This window comes from Paenibacillus sp. J31P190 (assembly GCF_059692075.1).
The window spans coordinates 42,767-59,159 of record NZ_JCAUAS010000005.1 but is presented as its reverse complement, the minus strand read 5'-3'; the positions used below and the strand labels follow the sequence as shown (position 1 = coordinate 59,159).

The 16,393-nt window shown below is 44.3% G+C and carries 16 protein-coding genes; 15 read left to right on the top strand and 1 reads right to left on the bottom strand.

Annotation, left to right across the window (positions count from 1 at the left end):
* Positions 1 to 26 precede the first annotated feature (26 nt).
* From AC58U0_RS11910 to AC58U0_RS11890, 5 genes are all read left to right on the top strand, one after another.
* The gene (locus AC58U0_RS11910) at positions 27 to 2,555 is read left to right on the top strand and encodes a glycosyl hydrolase family 95 catalytic domain-containing protein (protein ID WP_497379236.1); all 2,529 of its coding nucleotides are present in this window, start codon (positions 27 to 29) and stop codon (positions 2,553 to 2,555) included.
* Between the two features lie 364 nt (positions 2,556 to 2,919).
* Positions 2,920 to 3,354: a MarR family winged helix-turn-helix transcriptional regulator gene (locus tag AC58U0_RS11905; protein ID WP_497379235.1), complete on the top strand. Its 435-nt coding sequence runs from the start codon at positions 2,920 to 2,922 to the stop codon at positions 3,352 to 3,354.
* A 745-nt stretch (positions 3,355 to 4,099) separates the two neighbouring features.
* Positions 4,100 to 5,146 carry an LLM class flavin-dependent oxidoreductase gene (locus AC58U0_RS11900; RefSeq protein WP_497379233.1) on the top strand — a complete coding sequence of 349 codons (1,047 nt, stop codon included), beginning with the start codon at positions 4,100 to 4,102 and terminating at the stop codon, positions 5,144 to 5,146.
* A 348-nt stretch (positions 5,147 to 5,494) separates the two neighbouring features.
* The gene (locus tag AC58U0_RS11895; RefSeq protein ID WP_497379232.1) at positions 5,495 to 5,740 is read left to right on the top strand and encodes a hypothetical protein; all 246 of its coding nucleotides are present in this window, start codon (positions 5,495 to 5,497) and stop codon (positions 5,738 to 5,740) included.
* Positions 5,740 to 6,438 carry a response regulator transcription factor gene (locus tag AC58U0_RS11890; protein WP_497379230.1) on the top strand — a complete coding sequence of 233 codons (699 nt, stop codon included), beginning with the start codon at positions 5,740 to 5,742 and terminating at the stop codon, positions 6,436 to 6,438. The genes AC58U0_RS11895 and AC58U0_RS11890 overlap by 1 nt, the downstream gene beginning before the upstream one ends.
* A 1,335-nt stretch (positions 6,439 to 7,773) precedes the next feature.
* Here AC58U0_RS11890 and ytxJ read toward each other — a convergent pair.
* Entirely contained in the window at positions 7,774 to 8,112 is a 339-nt protein-coding gene (ytxJ, locus tag AC58U0_RS11885; protein WP_497379229.1) for a bacillithiol system redox-active protein YtxJ, read from the bottom strand.
* A gap of 385 nt (positions 8,113 to 8,497) precedes the next feature.
* On the opposite strand from ytxJ, the gene AC58U0_RS11880 reads away from it, so the two are divergent.
* The 10 genes from AC58U0_RS11880 (at position 8,498) to trxB (ending at position 16,389) form a co-directional block, all read left to right on the top strand.
* Positions 8,498 to 9,151, top strand: a complete 654-nt coding sequence (locus tag AC58U0_RS11880; protein ID WP_497379228.1) for an ArsR/SmtB family transcription factor — start codon at positions 8,498 to 8,500, stop codon at positions 9,149 to 9,151.
* A gap of 459 nt (positions 9,152 to 9,610) precedes the next feature.
* Positions 9,611 to 10,573, top strand: a complete 963-nt coding sequence (locus AC58U0_RS11875) for a zinc-binding dehydrogenase (protein WP_497379227.1) — start codon at positions 9,611 to 9,613, stop codon at positions 10,571 to 10,573.
* A 212-nt stretch (positions 10,574 to 10,785) separates the two neighbouring features.
* On the top strand, positions 10,786 to 11,106 hold the full coding sequence (trxA, locus tag AC58U0_RS11870) for a thioredoxin (protein ID WP_497379226.1): 321 nt from the start codon (positions 10,786 to 10,788) through the stop codon (positions 11,104 to 11,106).
* Positions 11,107 to 11,265: 159 nt separating this feature from the next.
* Positions 11,266 to 12,036, top strand: a complete 771-nt coding sequence (locus tag AC58U0_RS11865) for an SDR family NAD(P)-dependent oxidoreductase (RefSeq protein ID WP_497379225.1) — start codon at positions 11,266 to 11,268, stop codon at positions 12,034 to 12,036.
* An 82-nt stretch (positions 12,037 to 12,118) separates the two neighbouring features.
* Positions 12,119 to 12,886 (top strand): SDR family NAD(P)-dependent oxidoreductase, encoded by a 768-nt coding sequence (locus tag AC58U0_RS11860; RefSeq protein ID WP_497379224.1) that lies wholly within the window; start codon positions 12,119 to 12,121, stop codon positions 12,884 to 12,886.
* Between the two features lie 85 nt (positions 12,887 to 12,971).
* Positions 12,972 to 13,229 (top strand): TetR family transcriptional regulator, encoded by a 258-nt coding sequence (locus AC58U0_RS11855; RefSeq protein WP_497379223.1) that lies wholly within the window; start codon positions 12,972 to 12,974, stop codon positions 13,227 to 13,229.
* A gap of 78 nt (positions 13,230 to 13,307) precedes the next feature.
* The gene (locus tag AC58U0_RS11850; RefSeq protein WP_497379491.1) at positions 13,308 to 13,424 is read left to right on the top strand and encodes a hypothetical protein; all 117 of its coding nucleotides are present in this window, start codon (positions 13,308 to 13,310) and stop codon (positions 13,422 to 13,424) included.
* A gap of 81 nt (positions 13,425 to 13,505) precedes the next feature.
* Positions 13,506 to 14,159: an ArsR/SmtB family transcription factor gene (locus AC58U0_RS11845; protein WP_497379222.1), complete on the top strand. Its 654-nt coding sequence runs from the start codon at positions 13,506 to 13,508 to the stop codon at positions 14,157 to 14,159.
* Positions 14,160 to 14,161: 2 nt separating this feature from the next.
* Positions 14,162 to 15,247, top strand: a complete 1,086-nt coding sequence (locus AC58U0_RS11840) for a flavin monoamine oxidase family protein (RefSeq protein ID WP_497379490.1) — start codon at positions 14,162 to 14,164, stop codon at positions 15,245 to 15,247.
* A 206-nt stretch (positions 15,248 to 15,453) separates the two neighbouring features.
* Positions 15,454 to 16,389: a thioredoxin-disulfide reductase gene (trxB, locus tag AC58U0_RS11835; RefSeq protein ID WP_497379221.1), complete on the top strand. Its 936-nt coding sequence runs from the start codon at positions 15,454 to 15,456 to the stop codon at positions 16,387 to 16,389.
* The last annotated feature ends 4 nt before the right edge of the window (positions 16,390 to 16,393 follow it).

The window sequence follows — 16,393 nt, the reverse complement described above, 5'->3', positions numbered from 1 at the left end:
GGAAGACTTGGAGCGTGAATTCAGCTATGAATTATCGAGAGCTTGTGTCTCGCGGAGATTTGCACTACGAACACACCGTCAAAAGAAGTGAAGGCGGACTTCCGATCGGAAACGGAAAAATGGGAAGCCTTCTTTGGACATCCCCGTCGGCTGTGAAATTGCAGGTGAATCGCGTCGATGTGTATGCCAATGACCGCTCCACGAACAGCTTCAATCAAAGGCATCTGGATTACGGCTATGCCTGCGGTTTCGTCGACATCGATTTTGTGGATTACGGGGAAGACGCGTTTATGGACGGAACGGTACGCCAGCATTTAAGCTTATACGATGCGACGGTCTCCATCCATGGTAACGGGGTCGCTCTCGAAGCGATTGCTTATGACCACAGCGATGTGTATGCCTTTAAGGTCGAGGATGGAAGGAAAAACCCGCAAGGCATCAACATCAAGTTGAAGATGATCCGGCCGGCGGAAGTCGCGACGAAGAGTCATACGGCGGTTTCCAAACTCATCATGCACAAGGACGTGATGATCTTGAAGCAGGAATTCAGGGAGGGCAGCTATTACTGCTCCTCGGCGGTCGCGGTCGGAATCTCCGGCCGCGACGGGATCATCCGGATGAACGATGAACTTGGCGGAAGGGCGCCGGTCACCGATTTTAGAGTTAGCAAAGTACTCGGGCAGCCGAATGAGAAGGAAATGCGCCTGTGTATCAAGCCGGGTACGGGAAGCTTCGAAATCTACATCGCAAGCAGCGCCACCTTTGATGAAACAGTGGACGTCGCCGCGTTGGCAGTAAATCAATTGGAAGCAGCAAGAAAAGCGGGCTATGAGCGCTTGCTGAAGGAGCATAAGCTTTGGTGGAACGAGTTTTGGCAAAAATCGTTCATTCGCTTAAGCAGCGATGATGGCAGCGCCGAATTTGTGGAGAAGCATTATACGTACTTTGTGTATCTGATGGCGTCAAATTCCCGGGGCGGTAAATATGCTCCCAACTTTGGCGGTATGCTGCTGAGCCCGCGCGGGGACTTCCGACACTGGGGAGCCATGCAGTGGTGGAGCAACCTCAGGTTATATTACAATGCGGTTCTGGCAACAGGTCACTATGAATTGATGCAGCCCTATTTCGACATGTACTCGGGCATGTACGATTCGTGCGCCAAAGCGGCGGAGCAGCAGTGGGGCAGCAAGGGGATCTATATTCCCGAAACCGTATGGTTTAACGGTGTGGATGAGCTGCCCGAAGATATTGCCTCCGAGATGAGAGAGCTTTACTTGCTGCATAAGCCTTGGGAGGAACGCTCCGAAAGATTCAAGCAATACGCGCATAACAAGCATCCGCATGAGAGCCGTTGGAACTGGAAGGGACACGAATCATGGGTAGACGGGAACCTGGTCTATTCCGATAAGAGCTGGGGCTCATTCGGATCTACGACCCATATGTTTTGGAATATAGCGGGCATCGCCTATCATTATTGGAATTATTATGAATTCACTAAAGACTGGGTATGGCTGGAGGATCGGGCATATCCGATGATCAAAGGGGCCGCGGAATTCCTGCGCAATTATCCGCACTTGCGAAAGGAGGATGACGGCAAATACCATATGCACAACACGATTAGCGGTGAGAAGTACATCGGGGGCAAAGATACGATTCAAGTGATGTCTGCGCTTCACGGGATCATGCCGGTGCTGCTGAAGGCCGCCAATATATTGGATGCGGATCAGGACATGCGTCCGGTGTGGGAAGAGTTTTATCGCAACCTGGCTCCGCTCCCGCGAAGCGATCATCCGGAGGCTGTCTTTAAAACAAAAGAAGATGAGGAGCCTGTTTGGGTTGGTGCGATCGGGCGAGTGCTTGACGATCGGCGGGAAATCGCTAACGATCCGATGCGGGATTTTATTCTCTGTTCCTTAGAGACCGCGAGCGAAAATCCGGATTGGTTCCGAACAGGCAAAGCCACACTTGCCTTTCAACAGAATATGCTGGGAGGTGACTGGAGCAAGGCTGTGTCCGAGATGTCGTCCGTTGCCGTCATGCTAGCCGGTATGGGAATGGCCGAAGGCTTTAAACAAGCTGTGTTGGCGCAGCTGGAATGCGTGAATGCCGATCGTGAATATTGCTACTATGCAGATACGGGGAAAATCAAATATTACGACAATCGGCTGACAGTACGTGAGGGCGTCAACGCCATCAGCGCGCAGAGGCTCGGAAATGTGGCGCACGGTTTGCAGGTTGCGCTCTGTCAAAGTGGGCCCGGAACCCCCGGCAAAGAGACGGTCATTCACTTGTTCCCCACAGTCCCAGATGGGTGGGATGCGGAATTCTCGCTCTGGAGTCACGGAGGTTTTAAAGTGACGTCTGCGATTCGCAAAGGCGTTATCGTTTCGTTAAGCATTGAATCCACGCTCGGCGGTATTTGCAGACTGCGCAACCCTTGGGGGGAACGGCTAGTATCCGTGAAGCAGGGAGACCGTGAAGTTAAGAGTTTGAGCGGTTCATTGTTTGAATTTGAGACCGATGCAGGCGAGTCGTTCGTATTTTCCGTCACATAGTGAGATTATAGCGAGAACCCTACTCCCGCGTCGTAAAAAGAACGGATATAAATACAAATCACTGATGTACGTCAAAACTAAAAAGGACCGTCAGGATCAATCTTCCCTGACGGTTTTTTATTTCCCAGCGTCCCCCAGAGGAAGTTATTCAGGAGCTAGGTGAAGAAATATTACCTTACTCTCACACTCACCAGGTTTCCTTTATTGCATGAATTAGGATGAGATTTTATTATTTAATTAATAAGGTACTAAATTACATTGCAGACTCCCAAAATTATTGATATAAATGATATAATAAAAAAACCTCAATTTATTTAATGTAAAGGGGTGGAATTTAGAAGTTTCTATAGAGAAGGTGAATGATATGGAAAAAAGCAAAATGAATAATGATGTAACGAACTGGTTAACTTTAACTCAGATTCAATTGAACACCGCTAACGAACTGGAAGCCGCTCTTCAAGAGAAACATCAAATAACTTTAAAAGAACTTTACTTACTTTTATTTTTATTTGAAGCTCCAGGCAAAAGATTGAAATTACAACAACTCGAGAATATGGTTGGTTTAAGCCAGAGTGCTCTATCAAGACTTGTAAGCCGGTTTGAAGCAAAGGGCTGTGGAGCCTTAAAAAGAGACATCTGTGATGATGATCGGAGAGCCGTTTTCACTTCGTTAACCCGTATAGGTGAAGAAAAACTTGAAGAGTCTTTAGATACATTCAATTCTATCCTAGCAAAAATGTTTTCGGGAATTGAGATCCAACATTTGTTGCAAAATTTATCCCGTCAGACTAATAAATAAATTTAATGCTCGTACTGAGTGCTTGACGATTTAATATGTGTATGATATTTTATATGCATGTGCATGCATTTTGACATCCTAAGAGACGAATTCCTGATACGGACTGTGCATTTATATATGCATGCACATGCATTGTATTGACTGGTGATCCTTCTGTAAAGGAGGAAATGGATGGTATAATCTTTGTTTTGCTTGGAGCGACAGGGGATTGGCCAAACTAATAATTAGTCAACAACCGTTTTTCCTTGTATGTAGCCGGCAGTATACTGTCCGCGAACAACGTCACGTACGTAGCTCGTCTGCGAAGCATATCACCTTTATACCTATGGAACCATCGATGTTTTAGAATATAGTCCACATAGTGGAAATATTGTGACTTCGGTACTGGATACCACAGATGAAAGTGTATTACACGCTTACAACAACCATGTTGTTGGTGCTATTAATAGTGCGAGGCAAGTCGTTCCTGGAATAGGCCAACTTTCCATTAGTCCATTGATAAGAAGAGGAACCAATTTCGATCCGGATTTTGTAGCTGATATATGGTATCAACTATATGAAAAGAAAACCGTATTTGAAGAAACATACCCGCAAGGAATTATAAAACACTTGAATTAACTGGAAAGCTCAAAAGAATATGATGAACTGGCAAGTTTACGAATGCAATTTGCGGTCTTTTACCTTTGAACCCTTTTAATGATGGATTTATTGCGCATAATGACATAAATGAAATGAGGAAGTCGATATGTCTACAATTAAAACAAACAAACAATTAAGCGATATACCATTTTCTGTTCTTGATTTATCACCAATCGTTGCTGGAGGCAGTCCTACTGAGTCTCTTCGCAACACATTAGACCTCGCCCAGCATGCAGAGAAGTGGGGTTATAACCGATACTGGCTGGCAGAACACCATAATATGCCTTTTATCGCCAGTTCCGCTACTTCCGTTGTGATCTCCCACGTCGCTGCAGGAACATCAACGATCCGTGTGGGTTCAGGTGGAATCATGCTCCCTAACCATTCACCTCTGGTGATTGCAGAGCAATTCGGGACACTTGAAACCTTGTTCCCGGGACGCATCGATCTTGGACTCGGGCGTGCACCTGGCACAGATCAGCGAACCGCACGAGCGCTGCGCCGCGACAGCCGGAGTGACGGACAAGATTTCCCTGACCAACTGGATGAGCTGCGGGCTTATTTCGACCCTACATTGGCACCTGGTACCATGCATGTGAAGGCGATACCCGGTGAGGGCTTGGCTATTCCTATTTGGTTGCTCGGTTCCAGTGAGTTTAGCGCAAAACTAGCTGGTCAGCTCGGTCTGCCTTTTGCCTACGCCAGTCATTTTTCGCCAACTAACACCGTTCCAGCAATGGAATTATATCGACGTTCCTTTAAGCCTTCGAAAGTACTTGAGAGGCCTTATGCGATGGTCGGAGTCAACGTTATTGCCGCCGATACGGATGAAGAAGCGAATCGCCTTGGAACGACTTTACAGCAAATGTTCCTGAACCTTATCCGGGGCAATGAAATGCCGCTACAACCGCCTGTGGACAGTATGGACAACCTCTGGAGCCAGCAAGAAAAACATGCTTTGCAGCAGCAGCTTGGCTCTTCCATCTTTGGTAGTCCAGACACAGTGAAAGAAAAGCTGCAATCTTTCTTGAACAATACTCAGGCTGATGAAATTATGGTTACCGCCCAGATGTTTGACCATAAGGCTCGCCTGCGTTCCTACGAGATCATCGCCGAGATCTTAAAAAAAAATGGCAATAAATTATATCGATAATTAAAAATATACCGATACAGGTAATAAAAGAGTGCTATAAACATGAAAGATTTGGAGGTTCAGTCGCCAAGGCTTTAGTGGAAGCCGACCATACGGTTCGTCGCAAGCCAGCAAATTTTCTGCCACTTCTATTGGAACTAACTCTTGGCGGCTACAACCCTGTAGTTCATAACACCCATTTCTTTATGGCTAGCTCTTTGTCTGTACTGCGAACCAAGCCATATATATTGATGAGGCTAACTATTTTTAAAGAAGTCTACGGCGGCGGTGAACGTTTTCTATTATCTTTTGGACTATCGGAGGCAAAATTAACATCATTAAAGCGCAAGCTGTTAAAGAGATAAAGACTTGCTGGGAGTGACAGAAGTCATAAAATATGGGAAGGAAATCGGAAAAATAATATTCATTATTATACGAGGAGATGAAAATGTGCTATCCTCCTTAAAAAAGCTCGAAAAGTTAAAGAAAGCCTTAGAACGAACTGAATTGCTGGTCATCTATCAGCCTCAGGTGGACCTACGAATAGGAATAATAATTGGCAATAAGGCTTTACTCCTCTGGGAAAATCCTGAATTTGCTTGGGGGAGTTTCTAATGGACAGAGTTCTACTAATTGAGGGCGATGATATTATCGGTGAAATGATCTATATGTATCTGAATGTGGAAGACTTCCTAGTACAAAGGTCCCGCAATGGTCAGGAAGGACTTATAGCATTGCGTGAATTCAAACCGGATCTCATTCTTCTCGATCTCAATCTTCCTGACTTTGAAGGAATTGAGCTGTGTACTTCCCTACGGAATATAACTCTTGTGCCCATTATTATCATTTCATCCGATTCTAGAGTAAGTAAAAAGATTGAAGCATTAACCGTATGTGCTGACGCTTACTTGTGCAAACCATTCAGCATGCGTGAGATGAAAGCCAGAATACAAGCCCTATTACGTCGTTTCAAAATGAGACAACCTCCCGAGACTCCAAAACTTCAAGTAGATCATGCTGTACCAGCCATGGATTTAAACATTAATTTGGAAAAAAGAACGCTTTACGTCCGTGGCGAGTACATCGAAGTGACGTTCTCCGAATTCGAGCTGATCAGGCTGCTGTCCAAGCATCCCGAACGCGTTTACCGAAGAGAAGATCTTATAAATTTATTACGTGGTTTCGACTCCTGCATCAACGATCGCGCTATTGATGTTCATATTAGGAATTTGCGCAGAAAAATTGAAGTTAATCCGAGAAAACCGATACACATAAAAACGGTGTGGGGCGTAGGCTATAAATTTGTCATGTGAAGATGATCCAATCCTTTCGAGGATTGGATCATCTTTTTAATGAACATATAAGAGAGGTTTTGGGTAGGCATATCCCAAAATTCGATTTTTTTTGGAGTAGTTCAGCAGCAAAATGATACATGGGTTATGACAAGCATTTATATTTTCTTTGATATCGTTAACATTGTTTTATTAATTATGAATTATCGAATGATTTTATCGATGTTAGAAATTAATGAAAAAAGTGATTTTCAGTTCGCGGATACATAATTCGTCGTTTATCACAGTCCTTTTGAAATTCCCCTAAACTTTCTATATTGCTTTGTTTACTGGTAATTTCCATATTGTCTATTCAATTAGAACGACTGTATCTAACTTTCCGGGAGAAAACTGTTATTCAGGGCAAGCAAATGTTGCGAATGAGTGAGTAAATGTGATAAACCCTTAAAACCGAGGGACGAGCCTAACGAGGGAGTAACAAGTTCTACAAAAAGCGTCTAACAGCCTGAAAAGTAGGAGATAACAATGAGTAATCTCAACTTTATAACCGAGGATGGTAATGATGGGACCAGCGTCATGATTAACAACAGGTCATGTGGTGTGAAGTACAGGTAGATTCGGCAGAACGAAGACTGGAGGCAACTAATAGAAAAGGTATGCAGGCGGATTATATGCCGCGCGGCTGAAAAACTGGATATGGTGAGAATGTTCAAATAGACTGAACTGACGAACTTCCGAAAGTACAGTTCTAAATGTTAGAACATACGGTAACGTATGTACTATCAAACGATGGGGTGAGTGGCGTAAGTAAGAATTTTTTCAATGAAATACGCTATGTCAAACAATGGTGGCATTGGTCTCACAGGCTTAGAGGGGGCACCTAAGTTCAGAACGGAAAGCTAGGCTTTAAGGGGCTTAGAAAACAAGGGAAGTTGCAACGAGGGCTGTACCCAAAACGGTTGCTATAAGGCATAAGCTGAATTGACTTATGTAAATTATACCGTCATTTTTTGATTTTTTGGCGAGGGACGGGCAGTATACTTCAATTAACAGGGATTTTGGTATTCCAGTTTAAGGTAAATCTCCACACTGCCTACCGGCACTACGCTTTTCAAACGGACAAGCGGTGTATCCCCGATCTGATCGTTGACGTTGTATACGAATTTTTGCCATGACGAATTCCCTCCTAAAAAAGGAGCGTCACCGACGCCCCTTTACTTAATCGACAAAATCCAAAGTTCATAATTTAATGATGTAAATGAAAATACTCCTGCCATTCATCAAGCACTCGTTTGTCATTCCAATATTTTTCTTATTGGATTATACCCTTTTATCGTGCCATTACTTATTTAAAAATTAGTCTAATACTGTTGTTATATGCGCCTTCGTAACCGACCAGTGAGAGGCAGCCCAGTATTTGGCTTTATCCTTAATGTATATGATTTGCGGAGATTCATGTTTGACATTCAAATCCTCGGCAATCTTGTTTGATACCGGGCGGGATTCAATGACTTTGACAAGTGTATAATCTACCTCTTGATTCGGGGTTTCTTTCAAATACTGTTCATACTCAAGAAGCGCGTTGGCGCTAACCGGGCATGTCGTGCTATGTTTTAAAATCACTTGTCCGCGTTCTGACGACTTAGCAATGAGCTCATTCCACTCTTCAAGGTTTGTAATCTCTTTCCAGTTCATATAAGGATACCCCTTTCGAATAATCATTTTATATCAATCCAAAACTAAATCAATTGAATAATTGAATTGTAACATAACCCTATCCTTAGTAGTCAAGTAGAAATTACAATTACCATAAAAAAGATCAATATATTGTTATTTCGGAATGATGAATAAAGGACTGACCGTGCGACATTCATACAGCGAGTGCCGGATTAACAGCGACATTGCTAATGGATTGCTTTCACCCAAAGGAGTCGAAGCGCGTCAGGGAATGGGAATATTTCTCTGAATTTACTCCTCCCGATTGTAATATTTAGGAATACCTATCGGGAATACTTGAATTTTAAAGAAAAGCATCTTATAATTCAATTATTCAGTTGAATAAGGAAGGATGGTGGATCTTATGGAAGATGCTAAATTAGCCGAATTATATAAAGAACAATTATTTTTACAATACGCGCGAATCGGGAAATGCTTGTCCAGTGAGAGAAGACTAGAAATTTTGAGTTTGCTATCAAACGGTTCTAAAGCCGTAGAAAATCTAGCTCTTCAGACGGGGATGAGTGTTGCCAACGTGTCGCGTCATCTTCAAATTTTATTAGATGCCAATCTAGTGAGATTCACAAAAAAGGGAACCTATGTCATTTACTCATTGGCTAATCCAGCGGTCGAAGAATTTTTGATGTCCTTATGGAAAGTTTCTGAACATCAGCTTTCTGATGTATCGCGTCTCAAACAAGATATATTTCAACACTACAATAATGTTCGTACCATATCCAAGAAGGAATTACTGGATCGGATGAAAGAGGGAACGATTCTTGTATTGGATATTCGCCCAAGAGACGAATACGAGACGGAGCACATTGATGGAGCGTTATCTGTTCCAATGGAAGAGCTTGATGGCTATCTACAAGATTTGCCGCAAGATACCGAAATTGCAGCCTATTGCCGAGGACCGTATTGCGTATTCACCACACAAGCCGTTGAACAAATGCAGAAAAAGGGGTTCAAAGCTTATCGTATCGAAGAAGGTGTACAGGAATGGCGCACCAGTTAAGGCAGTTCTTCTTAACCCAAAAAACGCAGGCCAGATGCTGCGTTATTGTATGCTCCAAAACTACAATCAGGGTTAAGGACGGGTGTCATTATTTATACTGGAAGATGTATCCTAACACAATGTATACTGGTCAGCGCTGCACGATCATAAATTTAAATAATACGGTTGCCGCTTTATTTCTGTCTTGGGAAATAGCGGCTTTTTTAGTTGTTAATCTTTATATCGCTATTAGCAGAAATCGTCTAAAGCAGCGGCGGATCTGTTCGCAGGCAGAGGGAATGAACTAGACGATATAAGGTTTATTTATGTTAATTCAAATAGGCGGGAGGAAATAATTTATAAGATAACTTATGGTCTAATCATCTTATTATTCAAATATACAATTAAACAATTGAATATATTTTATTCTTGTCATATACTAAAAGGGTTCCACAACCGAACTGTAGGAGGTAAGATGCAATGAAAATGATGAAAGCTATACAAATACCGTCCAAGGGCGAAAAAATGAAGCTGGTCGAGATCCCAGTGCCTCAACCTGGAGAAGGGCAAGTGCTTCTTCGTGTAGAAGCATGCGGGGTATGTAATGGGGACTCGATGGCCATTGGAGGAGCCTCCCCTGAGTATCCGCGGATTCCGGGTCATGAAGTAATCGGTATCGTGGAGGAGCTTGGGGCAGGTTCGACGAAATGGGAAATTGGGCAACGTGTAGGTATTGGATGGCATGGGGGTCACAACCATGTGACGGGTCTAACCATGGACGGCGGCTATGCGGAATACATGGTTGCCTTTGAAGATGGTCTTACTAGCATTCCAAATGAAGTATCCTCCAAAGATGCAGCTCCGCTGATGTGCGCTGGCGAAACTACGTTTAGTGCCCTGCGAAACAGCAAGGCTCGACCTGGCGATCTTGTAGCCATTTCTGGTATTGGTGGACTCGGGCACCTTGCGGTACAGTACGCAAAGAAAGCAGGCTTTCAAACCGTTGCCATCTCACGTGGTGGCGATAAAGAGAAGCTGGCACGAGAGCTTGGAGCGCATTACTACATTGATTCCGAAAAAGAAGATCCGGCCCAAGCACTAAAAGTCTTAGGCGGTGCCAAAGTCATTCTCGCTACTGCGCCAAATGCTAAAGTTATTTCTTCCTTGATAAATGGGCTGGGTACAGATGGTGAGCTCATTATAGTAGCTGGTTCAGGTGAATCTTTGGAATTGTCCGCAATGGACTTTTTAAAAGGCCCTAATACAGTACGGGGTACGTTTACTGGACAAGCTAAAGAAATTGAAGCGGCGGTTCGCTTCAGTGTGCTGACCGATGTACGGCCTATGATTGAAGTATTCCCCTTGGAACGTGCTAGTGAAGCGTATGATAAAATGATGTCGGCAAAGACACGTTTTCGTGCCGTGCTGAGCATTTCTGAATGAATCGAAACAAAGAGCGGTTCTATAGGTCGCTCTTTGTTCTCGTTTCGAAGATCTGATTCGGAAAAGCATTTAGAAGGGTTGTTCAAGCGTAAAACGGGACCTACTTATGACAAATTAGAATAGACTTGACATAGTCAGATATTCAGCATTATAATTCAACTATTCAATTGAATAATAAAATAATTGATTACTAAAAAGAGGAGGTACTCTCAATGGGTGCAACATCACTGACGAAAGAGACATTTCAAAACCATATTCAGTCTGGCGTAACCTTGGTTGATTTCTGGGCGCCTTGGTGCGGGCCATGCAAAGTTCAACTTCCGATTGTAGAGGAATTAGCTGATGAGCTGAACGGGCAAGCAACACTTGCAAAAGTCAATGTCGACAATGAGATAGAATTGGCTTCGCAATTTGGCATTAGAAGTATTCCAGCTTTGCTGCTGTTTAAAGACGGCAAGCTGGTGGATAAAATGGTTGGTTTAAGCCAAAAGCATGTACTCAAAGAAAAAATCTTAAAGCTCACAGGCAAATAATGCGATATGGAAAGAAAAATCGGTAACACCATAGGGTGAGCTGTTGACGATTTTTCTTCATCTTCCTGAATGCTTTGTTATAGATGCACATTTATAAAATATCTACTAGTAGGTATTTTAGACCGATACAAGTTAAATGAAACCGAGGAGATGAGTAAGATGAAATTTGAAAACAAAACCGTTATTGTCACTGGCGGAGGAACTGGGATCGGGAAAACGACAGCGCAAAGATTTTTTGAAGAAGGAGCGAATGTCGTCATTAATGGCCGCCGCGAAGAAGTTCTGAAGCAAACCGCTCTAGAGATTGATCCATCAGGCAAAAAGGTGCTGGTCGTTGCGGGTGATATCAGTTTGCCGGAAACTTCAAACAAATTGGTACAAGTGGCCGTTGAAGCTTTTGGTGGCATTGATGTACTGGTGAACAACACGGGTAAATTTAGCCCGATTCCTTTTCTAGACCATACGCCAGATGATTTACAATCTTACCTGGATACCTTTGTAAAAGGGACTTTTTACCCTTCGCAAGCTGTCATTCCTGAAATGAAAAAAAGAGGGGGAGGGGCGATTGTCAATACGGGCTCGATGTCTGCACTTAAAGCATGGGAAGGTTCACCATCATCGGCCTACTCGGCCGCCATGGCAGGAAGGCACGCCCTGACTCGAAATCTGGCGATCGAATTCGCTGGGGATCACATTCGAGTGAATGCCGTAGCGCCTGCCGTTGTTGAAACACCAATCTACAACACCTTTATGAGTGAAGAGGAAGTGGCTAAAGTGCTACCGAGCTTTAATGCTTTTCATCCGATCGGACGGAACGGCACCCCTCTGGATGTAGCGGAAGCCATTCTGTTTCTTGCCAGTGACTCAGCTTCATGGATAACAGGTATCGTCATGCCACTGGATGGCGGAGTAACAGCTCGCTTGAGATAATTTATATATGCGGGGTCCAATCTTAATAGGGTTGGCCCTCTTTCATACTGAAGCTAAAATGCATTAAAAGGAGATGAAGTGAATGTTTAAAGACAAAACGGTTATTATTACCGGTGGCGGAACGGGAATCGGAAAAGCTACTGCAAAACGATTTCATGAAGAAGGGGCAAACGTGGTCATCAACGGCCGCCGCGAAGACGTTCTGCAGCAAACTGCGCTAGAGATCGATCCGTCAGGCAAAAAGGTGCTGGCCGTTGCGGGTGACATCAGTTTGCCGGAAACATCGAGAAAATTGGCACAAGCAGCTGTTGAAGCTTTTGGTGGCATTGATGTACTGGTGAACAACACGGGTAAATTTAACCCGACTCCTTTTCTAGACCATACACCAGATGATTTACAATCTTATTTGGATACCATTGTTAAAGGGACGTTTTACCCTTCTCAAGCTGTCATTCCCGAAATGAAAAAAAGAGGGGGAGGGGCGATTGTCAATACGGGCTCGATGTGGGCAATTCAAGCGGTAGAAGCAACGCCGTCATCTGCTTACTCGGCCGCCATGGCAGGAAGGCACGCCCTGACTCGAAATCTGGCGATCGAATTCGCTGGGGATCACATACGAGTGAATGCCGTAGCGCCTGCCGTTGTTGAAACACCAATCTACAACACCTTTATGAGTGAAGAGGAAGTGGCTAAAGTGCTACCGAGCTTTAATGCTTTTCATCCGATCGGACGGAACGGCACCCCTCTGGATGTAGCGGAAGCCATTCTGTTTCTTGCCAGTGACTCGGCTTCATGGATAACAGGTATCGTCATGCCACTGGATGGCGGAGTTACAGCTCGCTTGAGATAATTTGTATATGCGGGGTCCAATCGTATTAGGGTTGGCCCTTCTTTCATACTGAAGCCAAAATGTATTAAGCAAGGAAATGAAGTAAATGTTTAATGACAAAACAGTTATTATTACCGGTGGCGGAACGGGAATCGGAAAAACTACTGCACCAGGAATTTTACCCTATACCTTTTCTGGAAAACACCATGATGATCCTATGAGTATGAAAAAGAGTACTTTGAAAAACATTATGAATACCGGGTATAAGCTGCTGCAGGAACGCGGGTATAATGCTTTCAGTTATGCTGATATTGTGGAAGCTGTCGGCATTCGTAAGGCGAGTATCCATATCATTTTCCTTTGAAGCAGGATTTGATACCCCACTAGCAACACTGGCAAAAGTCAATGTCGAGAAAGAGACGAATTAGCTTCGCAATTTGGCATCAGAAGTATCCCAACACTGCTTTTGTTTAAAGAAGGCAAACTGACTGACACGATAGTGGGAATTAACCAAAAGCACATACTCAAGAAAAAAATCATAAAGCTGGCTGGCAATTAAACCGGATTGAATATAATAAAGTCGGCAATGCTTTGGATAAGCAATTTCCTATTTTCAATGAGAATGGAAAGGGGGGATTTTATGAATCACACACATTCAGAACCATCCATTAAAGAAAGACTATATCAGCAATATGCCCGCATCGGAAAATGTTTATCCAGCGACAAGCGGCTTGAAATTTTGGACTTACTTTCGAACGGTCCTAAATCTGTTGAACTTTTAGCTCAACAGACCGGTATGAATGTTGCCAACGTATCGCGGCATCTTCAAATCTTGTTGGATTCACGACTGGTGAAATTCAGAAAAGAGGGTACTTATGCGATTTATAGCCTAGAAGAACCTGTAGTGACCGAGTTTTTAATTGTTTTATGGAAGCTCTGTGAGAACCGGCTTTCCGATATACCTCGTATTAAAGAAGACCTGCTTCATCAATATGAAGGTATTCAGACGATTTCTAAAGAAGAGTTGATTAAGAGAATGGCTGCGAACACGATTATTGTGTTGGATCTTCGCCCTAAAGACGAGTATGAGGCGGGACATATTGAAGGAGCGATATCGGTACCAATGGAAGAACTCGATGAATACCTTCAAACGCTGCCAAAGCATGTAGAACTTGCAGCTTATTGTAGAGGTCCCTATTGCGTGAATACAACGGAGGCCGTGGAACATATGCGGAATAAGGGTTTTAACGCCTTTCGAATCGATGAAGGGGTGCAGGAGTGGAAATTGAAATGAATGTGAATGACCCAGTGATCGTTGTTGGCGCAGGTTTAAGCGGCCTACGTACAGCATCATTGCTTACAGCACAAGGTATCAAGTGCAGCATACTAGAAGCACGAGGACGTATTGGTGGAAGAGTTTTAAGTAAAGAGGTTGCGGACAGGCCTGACCTCGGCAGATTTGATCTAGGCCCAACATGGTTCTGGCCACGTTATGAGCGAACGATTACCAAGCTCGTTAAAGAACTCGGTTTAGAGACATTTGAGCAGTATAATAAAGGACTCATGCTATCTGAGCGATCTCGAAATGAACCCGCACAGCAATATGTGTTGCCAGAAGGAGCTGTTGAAAGATCGGTTCGGTTTATTGGAGGTGTTCAGTCCCTCATCGATGCCGTAGCAGGCACACTTCCTCCAGGGACGATCCAGCTTAACACGCGAGTGACTTCGATCCGTCAGGAAGGAAACGGAGCCATCGCACTTGAAGCAGATGGCAAGAGGGACAATATCCGTGCAAGTGCGGTCATTATAACCTTACCGCTCCGGGTCGTAGCGCGAAACATCACCTTTTGGCCTGAGCTCTCTCCCGAACTAATGACTAGCTTGGTCAACAAACCCACTTGGATGGCAGCACAGGCTAAAGCAATTGCGATTTATGATCGTCCATTTTGGCGCGAAAAAGGACTTTCTGGCTTCGTGTCAAGCTGGGTAGGACCTTTGCAGGAAATCCATGATGCATCGCCTGATGCAGGCGCAGGTGCACTTTTTGGTTTCTTTGGGATTCCAGCGAAGACGCGCCAAGAGCTGGGGGAGGAAAGAGTTCTCAAACTCGTCGTGGATCAGTTGACTCGGCTTTTCGGACCGTCCGCTGCAGACATGAATGCCCTTCTTTATAAGGATTGGTCCAGTGACCCAGAGACAGCGGTTGATGAAGATGCCGAACCACTTCGCGACTACCCAAGTTATGGCCCCCCTGTAGGCACGGAGAGTTTGAGAAAAAAGATCATTTTTGCAGGCACAGAAACTGCTTATGAACAGGGCGGACACCTTGAAGGTGCGCTTCGATCAGCTGAGCGAGCGGTATCTGAACTCATTGAGTTATAAAAACGATCGTCGACATGCTCAATCCAATCCGATATCGCCCCGTAAAAAGCATAGTTCCAATATAAATGTGTTTTTTGGTTTGAAGCGGAGACATGAAGTCAGGGTAGAAAGTCGACGCTTGACGAAAGGAACGTTTGGTACTATAATTCAAGTATTCAATTGAATAATATAAAATAAACGTTTGGCAACGAATGGAGGAATGAAACATGTATAAATCGGTTATCGTAGGGACAGGTCCTGCAGGACTGACTGCAGCCATCTACCTGGCTCGTGCCAATATGAACCCACTTGTCATTGAAGGGCCAGAACCCGGTGGGCAATTAACCACAACCACGGAAATTGAAAATTACCCTGGATTTCCGGAGGGGATTCTGGGTCCTGAATTGATGAACAACATGCGAAAACAGGCCGAACGCTTTGGGGCCGAATTTTATACAGGTTGGGTTAATAAAACGGATCTATCCGAACGCCCGTTTAAATTGCAAGTGGAAGGGAAAGGTGAGATTGTAACCGAAACGCTCATTATTTCGACCGGTGCGAGTGCCAAGTACCTTGGGATTCCATTTGAACAAGAAAATGTCGGTCGTGGTGTCAGCACATGTGCCACATGTGACGGGTTCTTTTTTCGGAACAAAGAATTGATTGTTGTCGGTGGTGGTGACACCGCACTGGAAGAAGCGAACTACTTGACACGCTTCGCATCCAAAGTCATTTTGGTACACCGCCGCGACGAGCTGAGAGCTTCAAAGATCATGCAAGACCGTGCGCGTGCCAACGAAAAAATCGAATGGTCACTAAACAAGACCCCAGTTGAAGTCATCGCTGGTGACAGTGGGGTAACAGGATTGAAAGTCCGAAATAATGCAACAGGTGAAGAAGAAGTCATTCATGCCAATGGGGTGTTTGTGGCTATTGGGCATCATCCGAATACCAACTTTCTAGATGGGCAGATAACAACGGATGCGAATGGTTATATTGTCACTGCTCCAGGTACGACGGAGACCAATATTCCCGGTGTATTCGCTTGTGGCGACGTACAGGACAACCACTACCGTCAAGCCATCACTGCGGCAGGGAGCGGCGCTATGGCAGCCATCGATAGTGAAAAATTCGTTGAATCTCACGAACACAAAGAGCAGTGAATAA

Bases quoted from the DNA above. Each gene is read 5' to 3' on its own strand.
- AC58U0_RS11910 (WP_497379236.1), top strand. From the start codon at position 27: ATGAATTATCGAGAGCTTGTGTCTCGCGGAGATTTGCACTACGAACAC.
- AC58U0_RS11905 (WP_497379235.1), top strand. From the start codon at position 2,920: ATGGAAAAAAGCAAAATGAATAATGATGTAACGAACTGGTTAACTTTA.
- AC58U0_RS11900 (WP_497379233.1), top strand. From the start codon at position 4,100: ATGTCTACAATTAAAACAAACAAACAATTAAGCGATATACCATTTTCT.
- AC58U0_RS11890 (WP_497379230.1), top strand. From the start codon at position 5,740: ATGGACAGAGTTCTACTAATTGAGGGCGATGATATTATCGGTGAAATG.
- ytxJ (WP_497379229.1), bottom strand. From the start codon at position 8,112: ATGAACTGGAAAGAGATTACAAACCTTGAAGAGTGGAATGAGCTCATT.
- AC58U0_RS11880 (WP_497379228.1), top strand. From the start codon at position 8,498: ATGGAAGATGCTAAATTAGCCGAATTATATAAAGAACAATTATTTTTA.
- AC58U0_RS11875 (WP_497379227.1), top strand. From the start codon at position 9,611: ATGAAAATGATGAAAGCTATACAAATACCGTCCAAGGGCGAAAAAATG.
- trxA (WP_497379226.1), top strand. From the start codon at position 10,786: ATGGGTGCAACATCACTGACGAAAGAGACATTTCAAAACCATATTCAG.
- AC58U0_RS11865 (WP_497379225.1), top strand. From the start codon at position 11,266: ATGAAATTTGAAAACAAAACCGTTATTGTCACTGGCGGAGGAACTGGG.
- AC58U0_RS11860 (WP_497379224.1), top strand. From the start codon at position 12,119: ATGTTTAAAGACAAAACGGTTATTATTACCGGTGGCGGAACGGGAATC.
- AC58U0_RS11855 (WP_497379223.1), top strand. From the start codon at position 12,972: ATGTTTAATGACAAAACAGTTATTATTACCGGTGGCGGAACGGGAATC.
- AC58U0_RS11845 (WP_497379222.1), top strand. From the start codon at position 13,506: ATGAATCACACACATTCAGAACCATCCATTAAAGAAAGACTATATCAG.
- trxB (WP_497379221.1), top strand. From the start codon at position 15,454: ATGTATAAATCGGTTATCGTAGGGACAGGTCCTGCAGGACTGACTGCA.